We start from the raw sequence: 20126 nt of genomic DNA on the forward strand, positions 1-20126 counted from the left end.
AGACGACACATGCCGACGATGACGCGGAGGTCGATCATTCATGGCAAGGATCGCTCGAAATAACGATTACGGGGCCCTGCAGAAAGTCGTGAGGCTTCTTTGTGGCAGCGAGGATTCTGCCGCGAAAGTTTCGCAACGCCCTCGACGCACACGATCTTCTCCTTGACGGGCTGTAAGGCACCCCCGAAGGGACGCCCCTCCGCAGCTGCTAAGCCGGGAGAAACGCGGGCGGGCATGGAGGTTTGCCAAGATTCTTGCAAAGGCAATGGATGTTTTCGGATCACTTGGCGAAGCCGAACGATGGCTGGAAAGATCGTCGACAGGCTGGAGCAGCGACGCCCGGTCGATCTGTTGGGCACACCGGCGACGACGCCAGTCCCCGTGCTTCCGATGATATGGGCAGTCACATGAGAGAGACCCGCATTTGGTGCGTGGATCGGCGCAGGAACGGTGTTTGCGGGAATGATCGCCCTGCTTTAGGAGACCAGCGGCAGTGCGTTCGTCCGTCACGATCAGTCGCGCCCGACGCCGCCTTGCCGGACCGCGTTGGTTATGGCGTATGTCCAAAGACGTAGCAGCGAACGAGTAGCCGTAAATGCCCCCAAATGGCCCGTGGTTTTTCACTGCTTCTTGCAGCCCTCTGACTTGTATGAGCATTGCACTTCGGACCGTGCACCGGCCTTGTCGGCTATGGTACACGCGACGTGATGGTCATCGCTTGTGCAGAGATTGGAACATGAAATGAAAGAGGAGTTCGATGCTTGGGCAAAGTTTGTCGCGCCGAGTTCGGCGATCTTGCTTTCTGCCGAAGTCAAGGTGTATGGCTCCGCACCGTGAGCGGCCCATGCCAACACCGATAATATGGTGGTACGGATGATCAGTTTCATGATTCGCTCCTTTCATGCGGACACCGGCATTCGTTCGCTAAAGCTCGTTCGATCACGCGTCATATATTCCACCGTGATCATTCGCTCGTCCACCGGAGATTTCTGGAATTAGATCCCGTGTGAGGGAACCGCCTATGCGGTCAGGAAGTCGCAGCTTTCCATGATGGCGTCTTCCATGAGAGGGCCGCCCCGCACAGGCTCGACCTCCAGAAGCTCGGTCAGTCAGCAGTTAAGGACGAGAACCGTCCTCGGTGGGGCGTCCGGACTTCAAATCCGGGTGGGGCAGCGAGGCTGTCTCGGGTGGGCTCGACTCCATCCTGTTCCGCCATCGCAGATGCGGGGACACCTTGCGGGCGACAACAGGCTCTTCCGGCAAGTAGAGATGCGTGTTGATCCGCACAGAACATTCGGACAGTCTGTTGTAAAGCAAATGAATCCAATATGAAGGTCGGCGGCATGACGTTTTTTTTGAGGACTTTTGGCCGGCTGCAGCTACTCGACCGAAATGGCGATACCGTCGTGTTTCCCGAAAAAGGATTGCTGCTCTTCGTATACTTGCTCACGTCCGATCAGGGCCAGGCAGATCGTCCGGCAATAGCACGCTTTCTATGGGGCGACGCAGATGACGACGTCGCGCGTACTACGCTGAGAAAGGCGGTCTCCAGAATTATGGCGCGTCAGAATGAACTGGGCACCGTAATACTGTCCTCTGAAAACGGACTGCTCTCGATTAACCGACAGGCTTTGTGCTCGGACCTCCTCCTCGAAGCCGGTGGAGCGGAGCGCGAGCCAGTCGCGTTCCTCCAGGACCTTTTGAAACTTCTCAGCCAGCCATTTTTGGGGACCTCTCAAAGTGCGAGCCAGGAATTTAGAAGGTGGTTCGCCGAGCGGGAGAATTATCATGCATGCCTTCTCAAGGAGACGTTGAGAGACGCCTCAAAGCTGCCAAAAGGAAAAGAAGCGCCCGATATCTTGCGACGAGCGGCGACGACACTCTCCTGGCTGGATCCACACAATCCAGAGACAAAGCGCTTTATTTTACAGATCCTCGACGCTGAAGAACACGTGGCATCCCTTAGAAAGGATGTCGAACGTCGTCAGATTGCCCTTTCATTGAAGAGTAGCCGCCTGAGATCTGACGGCGACGTGTTGACATCGTCAACTCAACCGGCCGTGCCTTCAGACGACGTTACATCTGCGAGCGAAGACGTGGTAGCCGCGGTCCCCCGCCTGATGTTGCTGCCACCCCGGAGTCAATCCGTGCAGTCAACTGCGTGGCAACTTGCTGGATCACTCATCGAGGACATCACGATTGGTTTCTGCGCCTTCGACAGCGTTCAGGTGATTGCGCCTTACTCAGCAGCTCAAGTGGGCAAGGATGCAAGGACACAGTCAGATTTTTGTGCGCGACATCGCGTTAACTACGTCCTTGACACCAGCACCAGCGGCGACACGGACGACGCCACACTGTTCGTCCAGCTCATCTACTTTGACCAGCACCAGGTCATATGGGCGGAGCGTTTCAGCCTCCACCACATGGCTCTTGCCAAGGACAGAAGGGCGGTTACCCGACAGGTTGCGCTGTCTGTTTGCAGAGAAATAGAACGATATGAAAGCCTGCGAGACAATCTCAGTCCAGTAGCCTATCATCGATATCTGGTTGGCAGGCGCCACCTGGTGCGCTTGACGCTTCCGAACTTGCGGCGTGCGCGTGCAGAGATGAAAGCGGCGCTGAACGTGAGCCCGAACTTCGCGCCAGCGCTAAGTTCAATGGCGCGGACCTATTCGAAGGAATGGCTGTTGACAGCGCGAGGTGATATCGAACTGCTGAACACGGCCGAAACATTAGCGAAGCAAGCAGGCCGGACGCGTTCCGACTTCGCTGACGCTTACCGCGAGTTGGGCGTCGCCAGATTGCTAAAGGGGCAGTTCGACGAAAGCGCCGAAGCAATGGAATTGGCGGAAACCTGTGGGCCGCACTATGCCGACGTCATCGCCGACTACGCTGACACGCTCGTCCATTGCTCCCTACCTGCGATGGCGTTGCAGAAGATCGAGCGAGCAATCGAGCTCAACCCCCTCAGCCCCGACACCTACCTCTGGACGGCTGCAGGGGCGAGTTATGCCCTCGCCGATTTCAACCGGGCACTGGATTACATCGGTCAAATGGCCGACCCCAACCTGGCTGACAGGCTTTCTGCCGCAAGCTGGGCGATGTTGGACAATCAGGAAAAGGCGCGGCTCCACGTACGGAGATTTCGCGAAGCCAATCCAGACTTTGATGTCGACCGATGGCTTTCTGCGGTCCCGAGCAAGGAGCAATGGCACAAGGATCTCTATCGTGAGGGCCTGAAGAAGGCGGGATTCTAATAGCAAAACCTTCAGAATGGCAGTTTGCGCGACAGGAGGTGCTTGTTTAGCCGCTTTAACGTCGCTGAGGATTGGAAGCAGTGACGTCTTCCTCCCTGACGGACCAAAGTTCTGGTGGTCTCTTGATCACGCCGCATTTGAAAACTGCTACCGTATTCGCTTCACGGCCAAGTCTCTCTTCAAGAGAGGTCCTGTTCACGGTTGCCGATATTCGAGGCCATGGCATCGCCGCAGCGTTACGTTCCTCGACGGGCGCATCGAGATGGATCAGGACGGCGCCCAACGAAGGTCATGACGCTGGAGGACTGTAAATTTCGGACCGCCCATGCAATCTCGAGGATTGCCAGTGCGAGGATGGGCTTGCCGCCCATGGCATAAACGTCGGAAATTGCGGTCGTCGCTGCATGCGTCCGAAATCAACAAGGATCATCGACAACCGGCATGAAGAAATCGGTCGTCGTGACGATGCAGGTGTCCTCGTCGACCTGCCATACGGCAGCATCATCCGCCATTCCATCGCCGACCGGGAACTGGGCGAATGGCTGCGTTACAAAAGGACGTAGCGCCGAAAACGGACGAAAAAGCCCAGTCCGTCTTTTTTGCGCGCCCGACCTTCAGGCGATCTGCCTCTTCGGGCCAGAATCGGTCGGAATGCCGTTTTCAAAGGGATTAATCAAAGGAGGCGAGAACCAAATCCGGAGCTGCGTGGCGTTAGCCAGCGTTCCTATAGGCCGTCTGCGCCTTCAACGCCTCTTCCCGCGAAACCAGCGGCCCCTCTTCGTCCGGCATGATCGGCGGCACTTGCACCACAACCGGCTTCGTTTGCCCCGCCTCGATCATTTCGAACATTTTTTCGAGCATGGCCGGCACGTTTTGCCGCACCATTTCGATGTGATGCCCGAGAAGGGCTGCAAACGGATCCCAGTCGAAGCAGCCGATGACGACATCCTGGCGGTCGATCGGCCCGGCCCGTCGCAGCCACCGCATCACGCCTTCGAGCGAGATCGTAGAATTGACGAACATGCCTTTAGCCGGCAAAACGCCGCGGGCGACTAGCTCATCAAGCGCCTTTTCCGCCTTCTCGGGCGCATATCCGCAAGGCAGGATATTCTCCTCGCTGACGGAAACACCCATTTCGGAATGGGCCTGTCGGAAGCCTCGAATACGTTCGGCCGTATTGTGATCGCTGCCACGGCCGCCGATGAACAGGAGCGGGTTCTTCTCGTTTAGCTGGCGCTCGCAGTTCAGCAGGATTTTTCGGGTCAGTTCCCGTGCGCCTTCAAAATTGTCCGATATCACGGATGGCGCCAGAGTGCCGGGCAGATCGAGGTTGATGCTGCGAACACCCGCCGCCGAACACATTTCGGTGATCCGGTCTGGATCCGTCGCACCCGTCGAGATCAGGCAGTCCACCTGATAGGAGAGCATGGTGCGCGCTGCCTCGACCTCGAGCTGCGGATCGCGCCGCGTGCAGGTAATAATCGGAAACAGCCCGCGAGCACGCGCCATGTCCTCAAAACTTTCGACGATCGAACCGAAGTACCGATTGTCGTATTTCGGAACGATCATTCCAATGATGTGCGACTTGTCACGCCGAAGAAGGCTTGCCTGCATGTTGGTCGCATAACCCTGCTCCTCGGCCAGGCGTGTAATTTTCTCGGCGAGTTGACTGCTGATACGCCGCTTCTTCCAGTTCCCGTTAAGAACCGCACTGACAGCGCTCGCCGACGTTCCTGCGAGGCTCGCAAGATCGTAGATGGTGGTGCGCTTGGCCTGCTTTGGGCGAGTCAAATTTCAATCTCCATTTCGCCGCCACCTTGACACCTTTATGAAGAGGTGGCAATTGTTGCTTCATCGATTGAGCAAAGAGGTGCAATCGATGAAGCAAGCCGGCGGGAGTCCGGCGCGGGAGGGTAATGCTCTAAAGAAGCCGCAACATCGAATCTCGTGATCTGGCGTCCATGGCCTGCCGTGCGCCCCATGGTGAATTCGCGGCGACCGTCGACAATGCCTCAGCCTGTTTTTGTCGTCATTTAAACGTAGGAGGAGAGAATGAAGTCTTTTAATTTGCTTTTGGCCTCGGCCGCCATTGCCCTTGGCACTGCCGCTGCAGCATCAGCGCAGGAAGCGTCAACTGTGGCGTTCCTGATGCCGGACCAGGCGTCGACGCGCTACGAGCAGCACGATTTCCCGGGCTTCAAGGCGGAGATGGAGAAGCTTTGCCCCAAGTGCACGGTCGTCTACCAGAATGCCAATGCCGATGCGTCGCTCCAGCAGCAGCAGTTCAACTCGGTAATCGCCCAGGGAGCCAAGGTCGTCGTTCTTGACCCGGTCGATTCAGCCGCCGCGGCTGGCCTCGTCGAACTCGCCCAGTCCCAGGGTGTCAAGGTAATCGCCTACGACCGCCCGGTTCCTGACAAGCCTGCCGACTTCTACGTCTCCTTCGACAACGAAGGTATCGGTTATGCAATCGCCAAGTCTCTCGTCGAACATCTTAAGGCAACTGGCGTGGCAGATGGCGCGGGGGTCCTTGAAATCAACGGATCGCCGACCGATGCGGCAGCGGGTCTGATCCGCGACGGCATTCACCGTGGCCTGAAGGAATCTACCTACAAGACGCTGGCTGAGTACGACACCCCGGAATGGGCTCCGCCGAAGGCTCAGGAATGGGCCGCAGGCCAGATCACCCGCTTCGGTGGCGACATCAAGGGTGTTGTGGCAGCAAATGACGGCACCGCCGGCGGCGCCATTGCCGCATTCAAGGCAGCTGGTGTCAATCCTGTACCGCCGGTGACAGGCAACGACGCGACGATCGCAGCACTGCAGCTCGTCATCTCCGGTGACCAGTATAATACGATCTCCAAGCCTTCCGAAGTGGTTGCCGCGGCAGCAGCCAACGTCGCAGTCCAGATGCTCAAGGGTGAAAAGCCGGAAGCCAAGACCACGCTTTATAACACGCCGTCGCAGCTCTTCATTCCAGCGGTCGTAACCGCCGAGAACATCAAGGCCGAGATCTTCGACAAGAAGATCCAGACACCAGAGCAGATCTGCACCGGTGAATATGCGGAAGGCTGCAAGAAGCTCGGCATCCTCAAGTAAGAACCGCCTTGTCATTCCGGTCGCACGATGTGCGGCCGGACTTTTCTGGAAGCACAAAGGGCTTCAGCCATGAGCACCACAGCAAGCAATATGCCGGAGCGAGGACAACCCATCCTCCGGCTCAAGAACGTGTCGAAACACTTTGGTGCCGTCTCGGCGCTGACCGACATCGAACTGGAAGTGAAGGCCGGTGAGGTCGTCGCCCTTGTTGGCGACAACGGTGCGGGCAAGTCGACGCTGGTCAAGGTCCTTGCCGGGGTTCATCAGCCCTCCGCCGGGTCGATCGAGTTCTGCGGACAGAGTGTTACGCTCGACAGCCCTGGCACGGCGCTTGAACTCGGCATCGCGACCGTGTTTCAGGATCTCGCCCTGTGCGAAAACCTCGATGTCGTGGCAAACCTCTTCCTTGGCCATGAGCTTTCACCCTGGGGCCTCGATGAGGTTGCGATGGAAGTCCGCGCCTGGACGTTGCTCAGGGAGCTTGCGGCACGCATTCCTTCGGTGAGGGAACCGATTGCATCCCTTTCGGGTGGACAGCGCCAGACGGTGGCGATCGCCCGCTCGCTCCTCCTCAATCCAAAGATCATCATGCTTGACGAGCCGACCGCCGCACTCGGCGTCGCGCAGACCGCAGAGGTGCTCAATCTCATCGAGCGCGTCCGCGACCGTGGCCTCGGCGTCATCATCATCAGCCACAACATGGAAGATGTCCGCGCGGTCGCTGACCGGATTGTCGTGCTGCGGCTCGGCAGGAACAATGGCGTCTTTACACCCGACGCGTCCAATCATGAACTCGTGGCGGCCATCACCGGTGCGACCGAAAACTCCGTCTCCCGCCGCATCGAGCGGAAAGCCGGTGGGCCCCAGGAAACCAGCGGGAGACCGGCATGAGCCAGAAACCAACCACCCCCATCAATGCGCCGGCCGCAGCACTCGACCGAGGCGATGAGCGTGTCCGGCATGACGACAGCGTCATGGCGATGGTCGGTGCCTTCATCGACCGCGTGAAATCCGGTGACCTCGGCATGCTGCCTGTCGCTGTCGGATTGATCGTCATCTCGCTGGTCTTTTCGATTCTGAACCCGGTATTCCTGGCACCCAACAACCTCGTGAACCTTCTGTTTGACTGTGCGACTGTCGGCGTCATCTCGCTCGGCATTGTCTGCGTCCTGATGCTTGGCGAGATCGACCTGTCGGTCGGTTCCATGAGTGGATTGTCGTCAGCCATTCTCGGTGTTCTCTGGGTGAACAACGGCTTGCCATTTGCCGTCGCGATCGTTGCCGCGATTGTCGCCGGTGCGCTGGTCGGAACCATCTATGCCGTTCTGTTCAACCGGCTTGGTATGCCGAGTTTCGTCGCCACCCTGGCTGGTCTGTTGGCGCTCCTTGGAATGCAGCTCTATATCCTTGGCCCGACCGGCAGCATCAACCTGCCTTACGCATCGTCCCTCGTCCGCTTCGGCCAGATTCTCGTGATGCCGGACTGGCTGTCCTATATGCTCGCCCTGATCCCTGGTGCCGCCATCATCGCGAAAGGCATCAGAACGCGTCAGCATCGCGCCGCGGTCAACCTGTCGTCGCAACCGTTCGCAGCAACGGCCATCAAGGCCATCGTTCTCACGGCCGCGCTCGAATTTGCGACATACTACCTCAATCTCGGCAGAGGCATCCCGTGGATGTTCGGTCTGTTCGTGGCGATTGCCGTTGTACTCAACTACGCACTGACCCGTACAAAGTGGGGACGCTCGATGTTTGCGGTTGGCGGCAATCGCGAAGCCGCAAGGCGCGCCGGCATCAACGTCCGCCGTATCTACCTGAGCGCCTTCGTGCTCTGCTCGACACTTGCGACCATCGGCGGGATCCTGTCCGCCTCGCGCCTGGCATCGTCCAGTCAGCAGGCTGGTACCGGCGATGTGAACCTGAATGCCATCGCGGCAGCCGTGATCGGCGGAACCAGCCTCTTCGGTGGCCGTGGCAGCGCCTATTCGGCCCTGCTCGGGATCATCGTCATCCAGGCGATCTCCAACGGCCTTACCCTGCTCAACCTCAGTTCCTCGCTGCGTTACATGATTACCGGAGGCGTTCTTGCGACCGCCGTGATCGTTGACTCGCTTGCCCGTCGTTCCCGCGTCAGCCATGGACGCGCCTAATATCATTGGAGTTTCAGCATGACCGACCTCATGAAAGGCAAAGTTGCTGCCATCACCGGTTCGGCGTCCGGCATAGGCTTGGAATGTGCCCGCACGCTTCACGCCGAGGGTGCCACCGTCGTCCTTATCGACCGCGCCAAGGACAGGCTTGAGGCGATCTGTGAGGAGTTGGGCGAACGAGCCTTCCCGCTGGTCGTCGACCTTCTCGACGGCAAGCAGCTGTCGGGAATATTGCCCCGCATCCTGGACATAGCGGGCAGACTCGACATTTTCCATGCCAATGCCGGTGCTTACATCGGCGGGCAAGTAGCCGAAGGCGACCCAGATGCCTGGGACCGGATGCTCAATCTGAACATCAACGCGGCCTTCCGCTCGGTTCACGCAGTCCTGCCGCACATGATTGCCCAGAAATCCGGAGACATCCTGTTCACCAGCTCGATCGCCGGCATGGTGCCGGTTGTATGGGAACCGATCTATACGGCGTCAAAGTTCGCGGTCCAGGCCTTCGTGCATTCGACACGTCGTCAGGTTGCCCAACACGGCGTAAGGGTTGGCGCTGTACTCCCGGGTCCGGTGGTCACCGCCCTTCTCGATGACTGGCCGAAGGCGAAGATGGACGAGGCGCTCGCGAATGGAAGCCTTATGCAGCCGAAGGAAGTCGCCGACTGCGTGCTGTTCATGCTTTCCAGACCGCGCAACGTGACTGTGCGCGATCTGGTGATACTTCCGAACAGCGTCGACCTTTAAGGGGCGATCTCCGCGACCACGCGGAGACGAGCCATTCGTGCCCGGAGACACCAGAGACCATGAGCGACTTAACCCAAATCCCGCCAACCGACGCCAGCTACGTCATCGGAGTTGACGTTGGCACCGGAAGCGCTCGCGCAGGGGTGTTCGACCTTTCAGGACAGATGCTATCCTCGGCCAAAAGGGACATCACCCTCTACCGTGAAGCGGGCTCAATCGTGGAGCAGTCAACCAGCGAAATATGGCAGGCGGTCTGCAATTCCGTCCGCGAAGCCGTTCGCATCGCAGCTATTGATCCAGCCAATGTTGTCGGCATGGGATTTGATGCGACCTGCTCGCTCGTGGTGCTGGGAGACGGGGGTGCGCCCCTGCCCGTCGGGCCGTCCGAGGATCCCGATCGAAACATCATCGTCTGGATGGATCACCGGGCAGTGCCGCAGGCCGAACGCATCAACGAACTCGGTCACCAGGTCTTGCGTTACGTTGGCGGCCGCATCTCGCCGGAAATGGAAACGCCGAAGCTGCTCTGGCTTAAGGAGAACAAGCCACAGGTGTTCGACGCGGCATGGCAATTCTTCGACCTCGCGGATTTCCTGACCTGGCGCGCGACCGGCGATCTCTCCCGATCCACCTGCACGGTCACCTGCAAGTGGACATATCTCGCCCACGAAAGCCGTTGGGATGCCAGCTATTTCCAGGACATCGGCCTGGGGTCGCTTGCAGACGAGGGATTTTCTCGCATCGGCCAGGCAATTGTCGAGCCTGGCTCAGCTCTGGGCCAGGGACTGACTGCACTTGCAGCCGAGGAACTGGGGCTAGTTCCGGGTACGGCAGTCGCTGCCGGTCTTATCGACGCCCATGCCGGAGGGATCGGAACGGTCGGGTTTGGTGGCGGACCGACCTCAAACCTCGCCTACGTCTTTGGCACCTCATCCTGTACCATGACATCGACGAACGAACGGGCCTTCGTGCAGGGAGTGTGGGGACCCTACTACTCGGCGATGGTACCCGGTCTGTGGCTGAACGAAGGTGGTCAAAGTGCCGCCGGAGCAGCGATCGATCAGCTCCTTTCCTTCCATCCTGCCGCCGCCGAGGCAACCGATCTTGCCAAGGCAAAGAGCATGGCGCTTCCCGTCATGCTCGCCGAACTTGCCGCCGAAAAGGCCGCAACGCCCTCGGATGCGGTCTCACTTGTAACCGGCATGCATGTCGTGCCCGAGTTTCTCGGAAACCGCGCGCCACTCGCCGACCCGCACGCCCGAGCGATCATAGCAGGACTTGGAATGGAGCGTGACATCGATAATCTTGTCCAGTTCTATGTCGCAGGCCTCTACGGCATTGGATACGGGCTGCGACAGATCATCGATGCACAGGCAGATGCTGGTGTTGAGTTCGAAAACGTCGTCATCAGCGGCGGCGCCGGCCAGCATGCCTTCGTCCGTCAGCTCCTCGCAGACGCAAGCGGCAAGCCCGTCGTGGCGACGAAGGCTGAAGAGCCGGTCCTGTTGGGGGCTGCGATCCTGGGAGCCGTAGCAGGCGGCTGTTTTGCCAACGTCCGCGAAGCCATGAACAGGCTGACGACGGTTGACAAGACGTACATTCCTTCCCCGGGAGGCGTCGCTGATATTCACGCAAGACGCTATGGTGCATTCAAGGAGTTGCAGCGATTGGCACAGGGTCTGCGGGACGTCTGATCAATCTCGTCACCCGAGATGGGAAAAGACAAAAAGGCGTTTTTAACCTGGCAGGACCGGCGAGGTCGTCGCTCATATGAACGCGCCGTCTTGGGGGAACCTACCCGGTGTGTAGAGCAGCAGCCTCGCGGACATGAAGTCTTCCCGTTCGTTCCATATCTCGTTGCTGACCATCCATGCGTTGCATCCCTGCCATGGGCGGACGACAACGCCCATCTGATGCATCGACCATATGCTCTCGGATGTTTCCGAGAAACGCTGTTTGCCTCGCCGCATCAGCCATAGAAGCGTGGCAATCTCATTTGCGGTGAGTGTCGCAGGCGACACGGTTTCGGAGGGCTCAGGGGACGCGACGACACCGGGCTCCATCGTGAGCATCGCAAGGGCCAACAATGCCCCAAGCACTGCAAGCGCAATAAGGGCTTTCGCATCGGTCGACAGGTCGGGCTGGACAAGAGCAATACCAATCACGCCGTAGAGGACCACGGCAAGGAGAGAGGTTCTGACATGGCTATGGAACAGGTACCTCATCGCGCTCCACCTTCGATGAAGAGGAAGTTGCAATACTATCAGAGCAAATGCAACTTTTAATGTTCCACTGCCGTTCTCTGTTTGTTTTAAAGTTAATTAGCTTTACCTAATTTACAGTCGAATTGACGTCGGGGCGGGCGAAACCTTCGGCCTATCGCTCTCGCTCGAACGGGCACGCTGCATCCCTTCCCTGAAAGGTCAGAACAAATGTTCATATGAACATTTGTTCTTGCAAAATGAACTTTGCCTGATACGGTCCCGGACAAGTTTGGAGCGGGAGGCTCTGAACCAAAAAGGGAGTGAGCATGAAAAAGACGGCTTTGTTCCTGTCCGCAGGTGTAGCGGCAGTTCTTCTGGCGTCGCAGGCTGCGTCCGCGGCGACCAAGATCCAGTGGTGGCATGCCATGGGAGGCGAAAACGGCGCCAAGCTCGAAGAGATCGCCAAGAATTTCAATGCTTCGCAGAGCGACTATGAAATCGTGCCTGTCTTCAAGGGCACCTATGATGAAACACTGACCGGCGCTATCGCGGCGTTCAGAGCCAACCAGCAACCCGCAATCGTACAGGTCTATGAAGTCGGGACGGGCACGATGATGGCAGCAAAGGGCGCCATCTACCCGATCTACCAGTTGATGAAGGACCAGGGCGAAGCCTGGGATCAGAGCAAGTTTCTCACTCCGGTAGTCGGCTACTACTCCGATACGGACGGGAACGTGCTGTCCTTGCCTTTTAATTCCTCGACGCCAATCATGTATTACAACAAGGACGTCTTTCAGAAAGCCGGCCTCGATCCGGAAACCCCGCCAAAGACGTGGGCGGACGTCGAATCCTTCTCGCGGAAGATAGTCACGTCAGGCGCTGCCAAATGCGGGTTCACCAGCGCGTGGATCTCGTGGATCCAGACAGAAAATCTGAACGCCCTGCACGACAAGCCTTATTCAACGAAGGCCAACGGGTTCGGCGGAGTGGACGCCGAATTCACCTTCAACAACGACCTCACGGTGCACCACTGGGACAACCTCAAGAAGTGGCAGGACGAGGGCCTTTTCAAATACGGTGGACCAGGTGGCGGTGACAATGCTCCCCCGATGTTCTACTCGCAGGAATGCGCCATGTACATGAACTCCTCGGCAGGGCGCGCGGGCGTCGTCAACAACGCCAAGAGCTTCAAGGTCGGCTTCGCGCCCCTGCCCTACTACAACGACGTGATCAAGGAACCGATGAATTCCATCATCGGCGGTGCAACACTCTGGACCCTGCAAGGCAGACCGGCAGACGAGTACAAGGGAGTGGCAAAGTTCTACACCTATCTCCAGAAGCCCGAAGTCCAGGCTGACTGGCACCAGTTCTCCGGCTACCTTCCCATTACCGAAGCAGCCTACAAGCTCGGCCAGGACCAGGGCTATTATGAAAAGAACCCTGGTTCGGACGTTGGCATCAAGCAACTGACACGGGTCGCCCCGACGGAAAATTCCAAGGGTATCCGCTTCGGTAACTACGTGCAGGTACGCGGCATCATCGATGACGAGTTCGCAGCTCTTCTTGGCGGCAAGAAATCAGCCAAGGAAGCGCTGGACTCGGTGGTTAGCCGTGGCAACGAGCAACTGCGCGATTTCCAATCGGCCAACGAATAGTCCCCGAGGCCGAGAGCCGGTCAAGCCGGCTCTCTCCTTGCCATCTGTTCTTGCGTGAGGGGACCATGCAGACCAAGCGAACCGTCTTTCCGAACAAGGTACTGCCCTATCTGTTGATTGCGCCGCAGATGCTGGTAACCATTGTATTCTTTCTCTGGCCGGCCGGAACTGCGTTCTGGCAGTCGTTTTTGCGTAATGACGCATTTGGCTTCAAGACCACTTTCGTGTGGTTCTCGAACTACCGAAAGCTGTTTGCCGACCCGATCTACATAAGCGCCTTTGGCAATACCATTGTGTTTGCCGTGCTCGTCACCTTTCTTTCGCTGTCGATCTCGCTGCTGCTGGCGGTTGCCGCAATGCGCGTTCTGCGGGGATCGCGGACCTACTCGACACTGCTGGTCTGGCCCTATGCCGTCGCACCCGCGATTGCTGGCATTCTGTGGTGGTTCATGTTCAATCCATCGATCGGCATCGTGGCCTACATGCTGCGCGCAATCGGGATCAACTGGAACCATCTGGTCAACGCAACCGATGCAATGGTGCTCATTGTCATTGCGGCCACGTGGAAGCAGATCTCCTATAACTTCCTGTTTTTCCTTGCGGGCTTGCAGTCCGTCCCGCGATCCCTGCAGGAGGCTGGTGCAATCGACGGAGCCGGTCCCGTCAAGCGCTTCTGGACAATCGTCTTCCCGCTCATTTCTCCGACGACCTTCTATCTGATGGTCATCAACATCGTCTACGCAATGTTCGACACGTTCGGGATCATCCACGCAACGACACAGGGCGGTCCGGCACGCGCAACTGAGATCCTTGTCTACAAGGTCTATTTCGACGGCTTCATTGGCCTCAACCTTGGCTCCTCGGCCGCCCAGTCCGTCATCCTGATGCTGATTGTCTGTGGCCTTACCGCAATCCAGTTCCGCTTCATCGAGCGGCGTGTCCAATATTGAAAGCGCTCCGCCCATGGTTGAGAACCGTCCATTCCTGAACCTCCTGGCCCACCTTGTTCTGATTGTCGGTGTTGCCATCGTCGTTTTTCCTGTCTACGTCGCTTTCATCGCCTCAACCCATGGCGGCACCGACTTCCTTTCCGACGTCGTGCCCCTTGTTCCAGGTCCCCACCTTATCGAGAACTATGCAACGATGCTGTCGGCCGGGATGACGAGTTCGGGCGCGCCGCCAATCGGGCCGATGATGCTCAACTCACTCGTCATGGCCGTTGGTGTCGCAGTCGGGAAGATCGTCATCTCCATCCTGTCGGCATTTGCGATCGTCTATTTCCGTTTCCCATTCCGAACCCTTGCCTTTTGGATGATCTTCATCACCTTGATGCTCCCGGTCGAGGTGCGCATTGTACCGACCTTCAAGGTTGTTGCCGACCTAGGGCTCCTCAATAATTATGGTGGACTGATCATTCCGTTGATTGCTTCGGCAACAGCAACGTTCCTGTTCCGCCAGTTCTTTCTGACCGTGCCGGAAGAACTGATGGAGGCCGCACGCGTCGATGGCGCCGGACCGATGAAGTTCTTTCGCGATATTCTTCTGCCCCTCTCGGTGACCAACATCGCAGCGCTCTTCATCATTCTGTTCGTGCTTGGTTGGAACCAATACCTCTGGCCACTTTTGATCACCACCGATCCAAGCCTTTACACGGTGGTCATGGGCATCCAGCGCATGGCGGCGGTTGCTGATGCAGAGCCCCGCTGGAACCTCGTCATGGCGGCGGTCATCCTCGCTGCCCTGCCACCCGTCCTCGTCATCCTCGCCATGCAACGCCTTTTCGTCAAAGGCCTGGTTGAAACGGAGAAGTAAGAATGGCCACGATCGAAATCGTCGACCTCAAGAAGAATTACGGCTCCGTACCTGCCGTCAAAGGCGTCACCCTTTCTGTTGCCGATGGCGAACTGATCGTCCTCGTCGGACCATCTGGCTGCGGCAAGTCTACATTGCTTCGGATGATTGCGGGCTTGGAAACGGTCAGCGACGGGAAAATCGAAATTGCCGGTCGCAACGTCAACAATGCCGAGCCTGCAGAGCGCGATATTGCAATGGTCTTCCAGAACTATGCGCTCTATCCGCATATGACGGTGCGCGGCAATCTGGAATACGGGCTGAAAAACAGGAGAACGCCCCGCGCCGAAATTGACCGACGCGTGCATGAGGCGGCCGAGATTCTCGAGATCGGGCCGATGCTTGAACGAAGACCACGCGAGCTGTCGGGAGGTCAAAGGCAGCGCGTCGCGATGGGCAGAGCGATCGTGCGCGAGCCAGCAGCGTTCCTGTTCGACGAGCCGCTCTCAAACCTTGACGCCAAGCTACGTGTCCAGATGCGTGTCGAAATCCGCCGGCTCCAGCGTCGGCTGAAGACGACGAGCATCTACGTCACCCACGATCAGCTTGAAGCAATGACACTCGCCGATCGGCTGGTGGTGATGAATGGCGGGCTCGTCGAGCAAATAGGCTCGCCTGTCGAAGTCTACGACCGCCCTGCAAGCCTGTTCGTCGCTGGCTTCATCGGATCCCCACCAATGAATCTGATGCCGATTGAGGTCATCGCCGGCTCCAACGGCCAACATAGCTTTGAGTTTCCCACTGGGACCGATATCGTCGGCGTGCGCCCCGATCAGCTGTCGCTGGTCGAGCCAGCCGAACCGTCAATCCGCCTCAACGCGACGGCCGAGCTTCTGGAGCCGATCGGTGGAGAAAGCCATCTTCACGTGCGCCTCGGCGATCGCGACCATACCGCCATCCTCAGCGTCCCCGGACGTCCAGAAGTCGCTGAAGCGGCAAAATTTCCAGTCTATGCCCGTGTCAGCGCCATGCATCCGTTTAACCGCGAAACCGGCAAACGAACAGATGTCGCACCGGCATCATAACCGGAATGTAGCAGCCAACAGAAAGCCAGAACATGACGATTTCCCAGCAGCGCATCGGTCCGGCGCGTAACGAGGTCCATGCACATCGGGGCGCTTCGGCCGTTGCTCCCGAGAATACGATTGCAGCCTTCCGGGCCGCTGCTGAGCAGGGCTGCAAATGGGTCGAGCTCGATGTTGCACTCCTGCAGGATGGAACGGCTGTCGTCATTCACGACGTTTCTGTCGATCGATGCTCTTCCTCGCGCGGCAATCTCGGTGACATGGTGGCCGCAGATATTGAAAGCATCGATGCCGGCTCGTGGTTTTCAGAAGCTTACCGCGGAGAGGCGCTGCCAACACTGGCGCTCGCGATCGAACGTCTCGGCGACCTCGGGCTCAATCTCAACGTCGAGATCAAGCAGCACGCGCACCACACATCGCTTGCGCAGTTGACGGAAACCGTCCATTCTCACCTCAGAAAACGCGCACCCCATACTGAAATCGTCATTTCAAGCTTTGATGCCGAATCGCTAAAAGCGATGCATCGGCTCGATCCAGACTACGAGCTCGCCATGCTGTGGAGCGAACTGCCGCGTGACTGGGTCGATGTTCTGGCCTCTATCCCGGCAAACACGATCCATCTAAATTACAAGTCGTTGAGCTTCGGGTTCCTCGAGGAGGCAAGTCGGCGCGAGATAAAGGTCAGGGCATGGACGTGCAACGCACCACACCTTCTCCGTCCTTTCTGGGGTGCTGGCTTGACAGGTGTCATTACTGACGACCCAAGTCTCTTCCTGACTTGAAAGCGTGCAGGGGGCGGTAATGATATCGAGCAGACAGCGCGACATGCTCGCGCTCATCGAGAACGAGGGGATGCAGTTCATCGAGGATTTGGCGCGTCGGTTCGGCCTGACGACGCAAACGATCCGGCGCGATATAAACGCGCTTTGCGACCTTGGTTATGCCAGGCGTTTTCATGGTGGCGTCGATGTGCCCGTCGAGGGAAGGAACATCTCCGTCAATGCACGCGCTCAGCTCAACAGCGCTGCCAAAAGGCGCATCGCGAGACGCGTTGCAAGCGACATCGGTCCGAATTCCACAGTCTTCCTTGGGATCGGCAGCAGCGTCCAATTTGTTGCCGAGGCGTTGCGGGATCACCAGGGCCTTACGGTCGTTACCAACAATATCCATGTCGCGCTTATCCTTTGCGACGCCTCAAACATCGAGGTGCACCTGACTGGCGGGCTGTTGCGCCATGACGACCGGGATGTGGTCGGCGCCGACGTCATCCGGTTTTTCGAAAAGTTCTATGCCACGCACGCCGTCGTTGGAGCTGGCGCCCTCAGTCACGTTCATGGGCTGATGGACTTCAGTTACAGTGAAGCGCAGATCACCAACGCCATTATCGAAAATTCCAAGAGCTGTTTCCTGGCAGCTGATGCCAGCAAGTGGATGCGCAACGCTTCGGTGCGCGTCGCCCCCTTCAACAAACTGACCCGGTTCTACACCGACCGGCTGCCTGACGACCAAGGTGTTGTCGCCGCTTGCGCGGCAAGCAGCATGGACATCGTGTTGTGCGGCGAGGAGTATTCATGACATTCATAGGCGCTGCCCCATCGCCGGCGGACCTGCGCAATGTGCGTTACCTGTTCACCGATATCGACGATACCCTGACGACAGAAGGTCAGCTGTTACCACAGACTTACCAAGCCCTCTGGGATCTCTACCGCGCCGGGATTTCAATCATTCCCGTCACCGGAGGATCGGCTGGCTGGTGCGAACACATCGTTCGAGCCTGGCCGGTGGCCGCGGTCATCGGCGAGAGCGGAGCCTTTGCTGTTTTCCGGCGAGATGGCGAGGTCGTCTTCGACTATTGGGAAGACGGCGCCCTGCAGGCGCGACGCCAGCGTGAACATCTCGAAGCGATCGGGAAGATTATCAGATCCACGCCCTCGCCATTTCGGATTGCCCATGATCAGGCATTCCGGCTGGCGGATGTTGCCATCGACATCGGTGGTGTACCCTATGAGGAGGTCGATATCCTGGCTGATCAGATTCGGCAGATGGCGGCGACCGTCGCCATCAGCTCCATTCATATCAATACGTGGATCGGAGACTATGACAAGAAAGCCATGAGCGAGCGATTGCTCAATGAAGCTTTTGCGGTGGATCCCCTGACGACGCCTTCAGTCACGGCTTTCGTTGGTGATTCACGCAACGACGCTCCCATGTTCGGCTACATCCGCAATTCTTTTGGCGTGCGCAACATTTTGCCCATAATGGACAAACTTCCGCATAAGCCACGATGGGTTTCGTCGGAACCGGCTGGCCTCGGGTTCAGAGATATTGCGACCACACTTTTGCGCGCGAAAGCATAGAATGTGGCCTCGCGAAATGATGATGATCGGGCACGGGGGGCGGATCGCCTCGACGAACTCTTCGATCGTCTTGCAGGGAATGATCTGCTTCTTCAGATCACCGGCGCTTTCGTAGAATTCGTCGGTCTTCTCAGGCGTGCGGTTGAAGACAGCAATCTTGTTGCCTTTTTCCGCAATGTTGAGCGCCAGGTTGGAACCCATGACGGCAAGCCGATCAGCCCGATTTCTGCCTTCTCCACGATACATCCGCTTTTTTGGTTTCTCGCAATGACGGGATGCACCGCCAAGTACGCGGCGCCCCAAAGCTGTCCGCTATCGCCCGGCTAGAAGGCCAGCTGTACCTTCATCGATTTGCTCCGATCCCCGGCAGCTTCGAAAGCCTGAACCGCTTCCGTCAGCGGATAAATGCCGCTCAACAGGGGCTTAAGATCGACCCGCCGGCTATTGATGAGATCGACCGCAACGCCGAACTCCTCATGGAACCGGAACGTGCCCTTCATCTCGATCCTTGGCGACGACCATGTTCTGCGGAATCGAGACGTCACCCCCTCGATCAGATGACGCAGCACAATGCGGCCATGGTGAAGACCATGAGTTCGACCAGTGAAGCCCTCGCTGCCGGTGCTGCCCTTTTGGCAAGCCTCGTCGGACGCTTCAAACTCGACCGTCGCCGGTCCATTCGGGAGCCTGGTTCGGCAGCCTGTGGGAAAGGACCAGAATATCGCCAGCGCGTCGCATAAATGAATGAATCGGTCGGGAACTTTCCCCGACCTCGTTTGTTTGCAGGACGCAGCGATTTTTGAAACACGCTGCGGGATCAGCATCGCCCTATGCAGGTCCGCTCAAGGCCCGGCGCTGGTCACCTGATCCGCCGGGCTTTCGATTCAAATCTTTGCCATTAAAGTAGAATCGACTGGGAACCTTTCCTAAGCTGAATGGTTTGAAGCTCGCAATGCTTTCACAGCGGCATTGTCAGCTGGTATCCGTCCCTCAGAGAAACCAGCGCGCAAAGGGCTCGGTGCTCCCAGCACCGGGCCTTTTTCTGCAGGCGGATTTTGTTCGAGCGCGAGGTTTGGAATCAGCGGGAACAAACGAGTCCGAGTTCATTACGAGCAAAGGCGGCGCGTTCGCCCTGCTTCGACGTTCAAGAATGAAGATCATTTCAGCGCTTGCCGCTACTTGCCTACTAACGCTCAGCCTTGCCTCATGCGCAAACACGATCAAAGGTGTTGGACGCGACGCAGCCAATACTGTGACACCGCGGGGCACTAGTTTTGCAAATCGTCACGACGAGGTGGACAACTTCTGTCAGACAGAGATGCTTGACCAGCGATCTCGGTCGTGAGCTGTGCTGGTCATTCATGTCGGCGGTACCTATGGAGATATTCCCAGCAGGCGGTCGGAGACGAGGCTAGAAAGTTGGAAATTCGAGCGTTGCCTTGGCCTAGTGTACGTCTTTTGCCACACCTAATATACATTTTACGCCTCCTCTAATAACCATTCTAAGGCGTCGCTGGTGCTCCCTTGATGACCGGGCAAGCGGGCACATGCAACCCATTCCCTTTCTCCACGTTCGTGCGCACGATCGATCATCTTGATTTCGACCTCATGCTGGAAGGGAAAGCCAAAGACCTTGAACTCCTTCGACTTCGGTCAGATGTTCTTCGCTATGCTCCCCACCTCGCATCGCGCTTTGAAAGCGAAACGGATCGGCATCTGCCGGTTTTGAATTAGGGCTACAGGCACTCGGCCGCGTTTCGATTTGAGCGCTGCCTACGCGC

General features: G+C 57.9%; 16 protein-coding genes, 1 tRNA gene and 4 pseudogenes. 15 read left to right on the top strand and 6 right to left on the bottom strand.

Going from position 1 to position 20126, the window contains the following annotated elements; all coding sequences use genetic code 11:
* The first annotated feature begins 40 nt into the window (after positions 1-40).
* Positions 41-411, top strand: a pseudogene (locus FHT77_RS31330) (hypothetical protein).
* 209 nt (positions 412-620) lie between these two features.
* Here the strand turns inward: FHT77_RS31330 and FHT77_RS16675 are convergent.
* Positions 621-887: a hypothetical protein gene (locus FHT77_RS16675; RefSeq protein WP_183756064.1), complete on the bottom strand. Its 267-nt coding sequence runs from the start codon at positions 885-887 to the stop codon at positions 621-623.
* A gap of 233 nt (positions 888-1120) precedes the next feature.
* On the opposite strand from FHT77_RS16675, the gene FHT77_RS16680 reads away from it, so the two are divergent.
* Both FHT77_RS16680 and FHT77_RS16685 read left to right on the top strand, forming a co-directional pair.
* A tRNA-Sec gene (locus FHT77_RS16680) sits at positions 1121-1215 on the top strand.
* A gap of 128 nt (positions 1216-1343) precedes the next feature.
* A complete protein-coding gene (locus FHT77_RS16685; RefSeq protein ID WP_183756192.1) occupies positions 1344-3257 on the top strand; it encodes a hypothetical protein in 1914 nt (637 codons plus the stop codon).
* 335 nt (positions 3258-3592) lie between these two features.
* Here FHT77_RS16685 and FHT77_RS16690 read toward each other — a convergent pair.
* Both FHT77_RS16690 and FHT77_RS16695 read right to left on the bottom strand, forming a co-directional pair.
* A pseudogene (locus tag FHT77_RS16690) lies at positions 3593-3781 on the bottom strand (AIR synthase related protein); the annotation flags it as partial.
* A 187-nt stretch (positions 3782-3968) separates the two neighbouring features.
* A complete protein-coding gene (locus tag FHT77_RS16695; RefSeq protein ID WP_183756065.1) occupies positions 3969-5048 on the bottom strand; it encodes a LacI family DNA-binding transcriptional regulator in 1080 nt (359 codons plus the stop codon).
* A gap of 261 nt (positions 5049-5309) precedes the next feature.
* On the opposite strand from FHT77_RS16695, the gene FHT77_RS16700 reads away from it, so the two are divergent.
* The 5 genes from FHT77_RS16700 (at position 5310) to FHT77_RS16720 (ending at position 10947) form a co-directional block, all read left to right on the top strand.
* Positions 5310-6356, top strand: a complete 1047-nt coding sequence (locus FHT77_RS16700) for a sugar ABC transporter substrate-binding protein (protein ID WP_183756066.1) — start codon at positions 5310-5312, stop codon at positions 6354-6356.
* Positions 6357-6425: 69 nt separating this feature from the next.
* Positions 6426-7247 carry an ATP-binding cassette domain-containing protein gene (locus tag FHT77_RS16705; protein WP_210280939.1) on the top strand — a complete coding sequence of 274 codons (822 nt, stop codon included), beginning with the start codon at positions 6426-6428 and terminating at the stop codon, positions 7245-7247.
* The gene (locus tag FHT77_RS16710; protein WP_183756067.1) at positions 7244-8506 is read left to right on the top strand and encodes a sugar ABC transporter permease; all 1263 of its coding nucleotides are present in this window, start codon (positions 7244-7246) and stop codon (positions 8504-8506) included. The genes FHT77_RS16705 and FHT77_RS16710 overlap by 4 nt, the downstream gene beginning before the upstream one ends.
* A gap of 18 nt (positions 8507-8524) precedes the next feature.
* The gene (locus FHT77_RS16715; protein ID WP_183756068.1) at positions 8525-9253 is read left to right on the top strand and encodes an SDR family oxidoreductase; all 729 of its coding nucleotides are present in this window, start codon (positions 8525-8527) and stop codon (positions 9251-9253) included.
* Positions 9254-9312: 59 nt separating this feature from the next.
* A complete protein-coding gene (locus tag FHT77_RS16720; protein ID WP_183756069.1) occupies positions 9313-10947 on the top strand; it encodes an FGGY-family carbohydrate kinase in 1635 nt (544 codons plus the stop codon).
* 72 nt (positions 10948-11019) lie between these two features.
* On the opposite strand, the gene FHT77_RS16725 is transcribed toward FHT77_RS16720, so the two are convergent.
* Positions 11020-11478: a hypothetical protein gene (locus tag FHT77_RS16725; RefSeq protein ID WP_183756070.1), complete on the bottom strand. Its 459-nt coding sequence runs from the start codon at positions 11476-11478 to the stop codon at positions 11020-11022.
* Between the two features lie 305 nt (positions 11479-11783).
* On the opposite strand from FHT77_RS16725, the gene ugpB reads away from it, so the two are divergent.
* The 7 genes from ugpB to FHT77_RS16760 all read left to right on the top strand — a co-directional run bounded on the left by ugpB (position 11784) and on the right by FHT77_RS16760 (position 18345).
* Entirely contained in the window at positions 11784-13112 is a 1329-nt protein-coding gene (ugpB, locus tag FHT77_RS16730; protein ID WP_183756071.1) for a sn-glycerol-3-phosphate ABC transporter substrate-binding protein UgpB, read from the top strand.
* A gap of 65 nt (positions 13113-13177) precedes the next feature.
* Positions 13178-14062 carry a sn-glycerol-3-phosphate ABC transporter permease UgpA gene (gene ugpA / locus FHT77_RS16735; RefSeq protein ID WP_183756072.1) on the top strand — a complete coding sequence of 295 codons (885 nt, stop codon included), beginning with the start codon at positions 13178-13180 and terminating at the stop codon, positions 14060-14062.
* Between the two features lie 13 nt (positions 14063-14075).
* Positions 14076-14924 carry a sn-glycerol-3-phosphate ABC transporter permease UgpE gene (ugpE, locus tag FHT77_RS16740; protein ID WP_183756073.1) on the top strand — a complete coding sequence of 283 codons (849 nt, stop codon included), beginning with the start codon at positions 14076-14078 and terminating at the stop codon, positions 14922-14924.
* A 2-nt stretch (positions 14925-14926) separates the two neighbouring features.
* On the top strand, positions 14927-15988 hold the full coding sequence (ugpC, locus tag FHT77_RS16745; RefSeq protein WP_183756074.1) for a sn-glycerol-3-phosphate ABC transporter ATP-binding protein UgpC: 1062 nt from the start codon (positions 14927-14929) through the stop codon (positions 15986-15988).
* Between the two features lie 32 nt (positions 15989-16020).
* Positions 16021-16770, top strand: a complete 750-nt coding sequence (locus FHT77_RS16750; protein WP_183756075.1) for a glycerophosphodiester phosphodiesterase family protein — start codon at positions 16021-16023, stop codon at positions 16768-16770.
* A gap of 19 nt (positions 16771-16789) precedes the next feature.
* Positions 16790-17563 carry a DeoR/GlpR family DNA-binding transcription regulator gene (locus tag FHT77_RS16755; protein ID WP_183756076.1) on the top strand — a complete coding sequence of 258 codons (774 nt, stop codon included), beginning with the start codon at positions 16790-16792 and terminating at the stop codon, positions 17561-17563.
* Positions 17560-18345, top strand: a complete 786-nt coding sequence (locus FHT77_RS16760; protein WP_183756194.1) for an HAD-IIB family hydrolase — start codon at positions 17560-17562, stop codon at positions 18343-18345. The genes FHT77_RS16755 and FHT77_RS16760 overlap by 4 nt, the downstream gene beginning before the upstream one ends.
* Before the next feature lie 15 nt (positions 18346-18360).
* Here FHT77_RS16760 and FHT77_RS16765 read toward each other — a convergent pair.
* Both FHT77_RS16765 and FHT77_RS16770 read right to left on the bottom strand, forming a co-directional pair.
* A pseudogene (locus tag FHT77_RS16765) lies at positions 18361-18584 on the bottom strand (NAD(P)-binding domain-containing protein); the annotation flags it as partial.
* An 84-nt stretch (positions 18585-18668) separates the two neighbouring features.
* Positions 18669-18894, bottom strand: a pseudogene (locus FHT77_RS16770) (L-idonate 5-dehydrogenase); the annotation flags it as partial.
* Positions 18895-20126 lie beyond the last annotated feature (1232 nt).

It is taken from the genome of Rhizobium sp. BK181 (assembly GCF_014193305.1).
Lineage (GTDB): Bacteria > Pseudomonadota > Alphaproteobacteria > Rhizobiales > Rhizobiaceae > Rhizobium.

Excerpts from the sequence above, each read along its gene's own strand:
- FHT77_RS16675 (WP_183756064.1), bottom strand. The coding sequence starts at position 887 with ATGAAACTGATCATCCGTACCACCATATTATCGGTGTTGGCATGGGCC.
- FHT77_RS16685 (WP_183756192.1), top strand. The coding sequence starts at position 1,344 with ATGACGTTTTTTTTGAGGACTTTTGGCCGGCTGCAGCTACTCGACCGA.
- FHT77_RS16700 (WP_183756066.1), top strand. The coding sequence starts at position 5,310 with ATGAAGTCTTTTAATTTGCTTTTGGCCTCGGCCGCCATTGCCCTTGGC.
- FHT77_RS16705 (WP_210280939.1), top strand. The coding sequence starts at position 6,426 with ATGAGCACCACAGCAAGCAATATGCCGGAGCGAGGACAACCCATCCTC.
- FHT77_RS16710 (WP_183756067.1), top strand. The coding sequence starts at position 7,244 with ATGAGCCAGAAACCAACCACCCCCATCAATGCGCCGGCCGCAGCACTC.
- FHT77_RS16715 (WP_183756068.1), top strand. The coding sequence starts at position 8,525 with ATGACCGACCTCATGAAAGGCAAAGTTGCTGCCATCACCGGTTCGGCG.
- FHT77_RS16720 (WP_183756069.1), top strand. The coding sequence starts at position 9,313 with ATGAGCGACTTAACCCAAATCCCGCCAACCGACGCCAGCTACGTCATC.
- FHT77_RS16725 (WP_183756070.1), bottom strand. The coding sequence starts at position 11,478 with ATGAGGTACCTGTTCCATAGCCATGTCAGAACCTCTCTCCTTGCCGTG.
- ugpB (WP_183756071.1), top strand. The coding sequence starts at position 11,784 with ATGAAAAAGACGGCTTTGTTCCTGTCCGCAGGTGTAGCGGCAGTTCTT.
- ugpA (WP_183756072.1), top strand. The coding sequence starts at position 13,178 with ATGCAGACCAAGCGAACCGTCTTTCCGAACAAGGTACTGCCCTATCTG.
- ugpE (WP_183756073.1), top strand. The coding sequence starts at position 14,076 with ATGGTTGAGAACCGTCCATTCCTGAACCTCCTGGCCCACCTTGTTCTG.
- ugpC (WP_183756074.1), top strand. The coding sequence starts at position 14,927 with ATGGCCACGATCGAAATCGTCGACCTCAAGAAGAATTACGGCTCCGTA.
- FHT77_RS16750 (WP_183756075.1), top strand. The coding sequence starts at position 16,021 with ATGACGATTTCCCAGCAGCGCATCGGTCCGGCGCGTAACGAGGTCCAT.
- FHT77_RS16755 (WP_183756076.1), top strand. The coding sequence starts at position 16,790 with ATGATATCGAGCAGACAGCGCGACATGCTCGCGCTCATCGAGAACGAG.
- FHT77_RS16760 (WP_183756194.1), top strand. The coding sequence starts at position 17,560 with ATGACATTCATAGGCGCTGCCCCATCGCCGGCGGACCTGCGCAATGTG.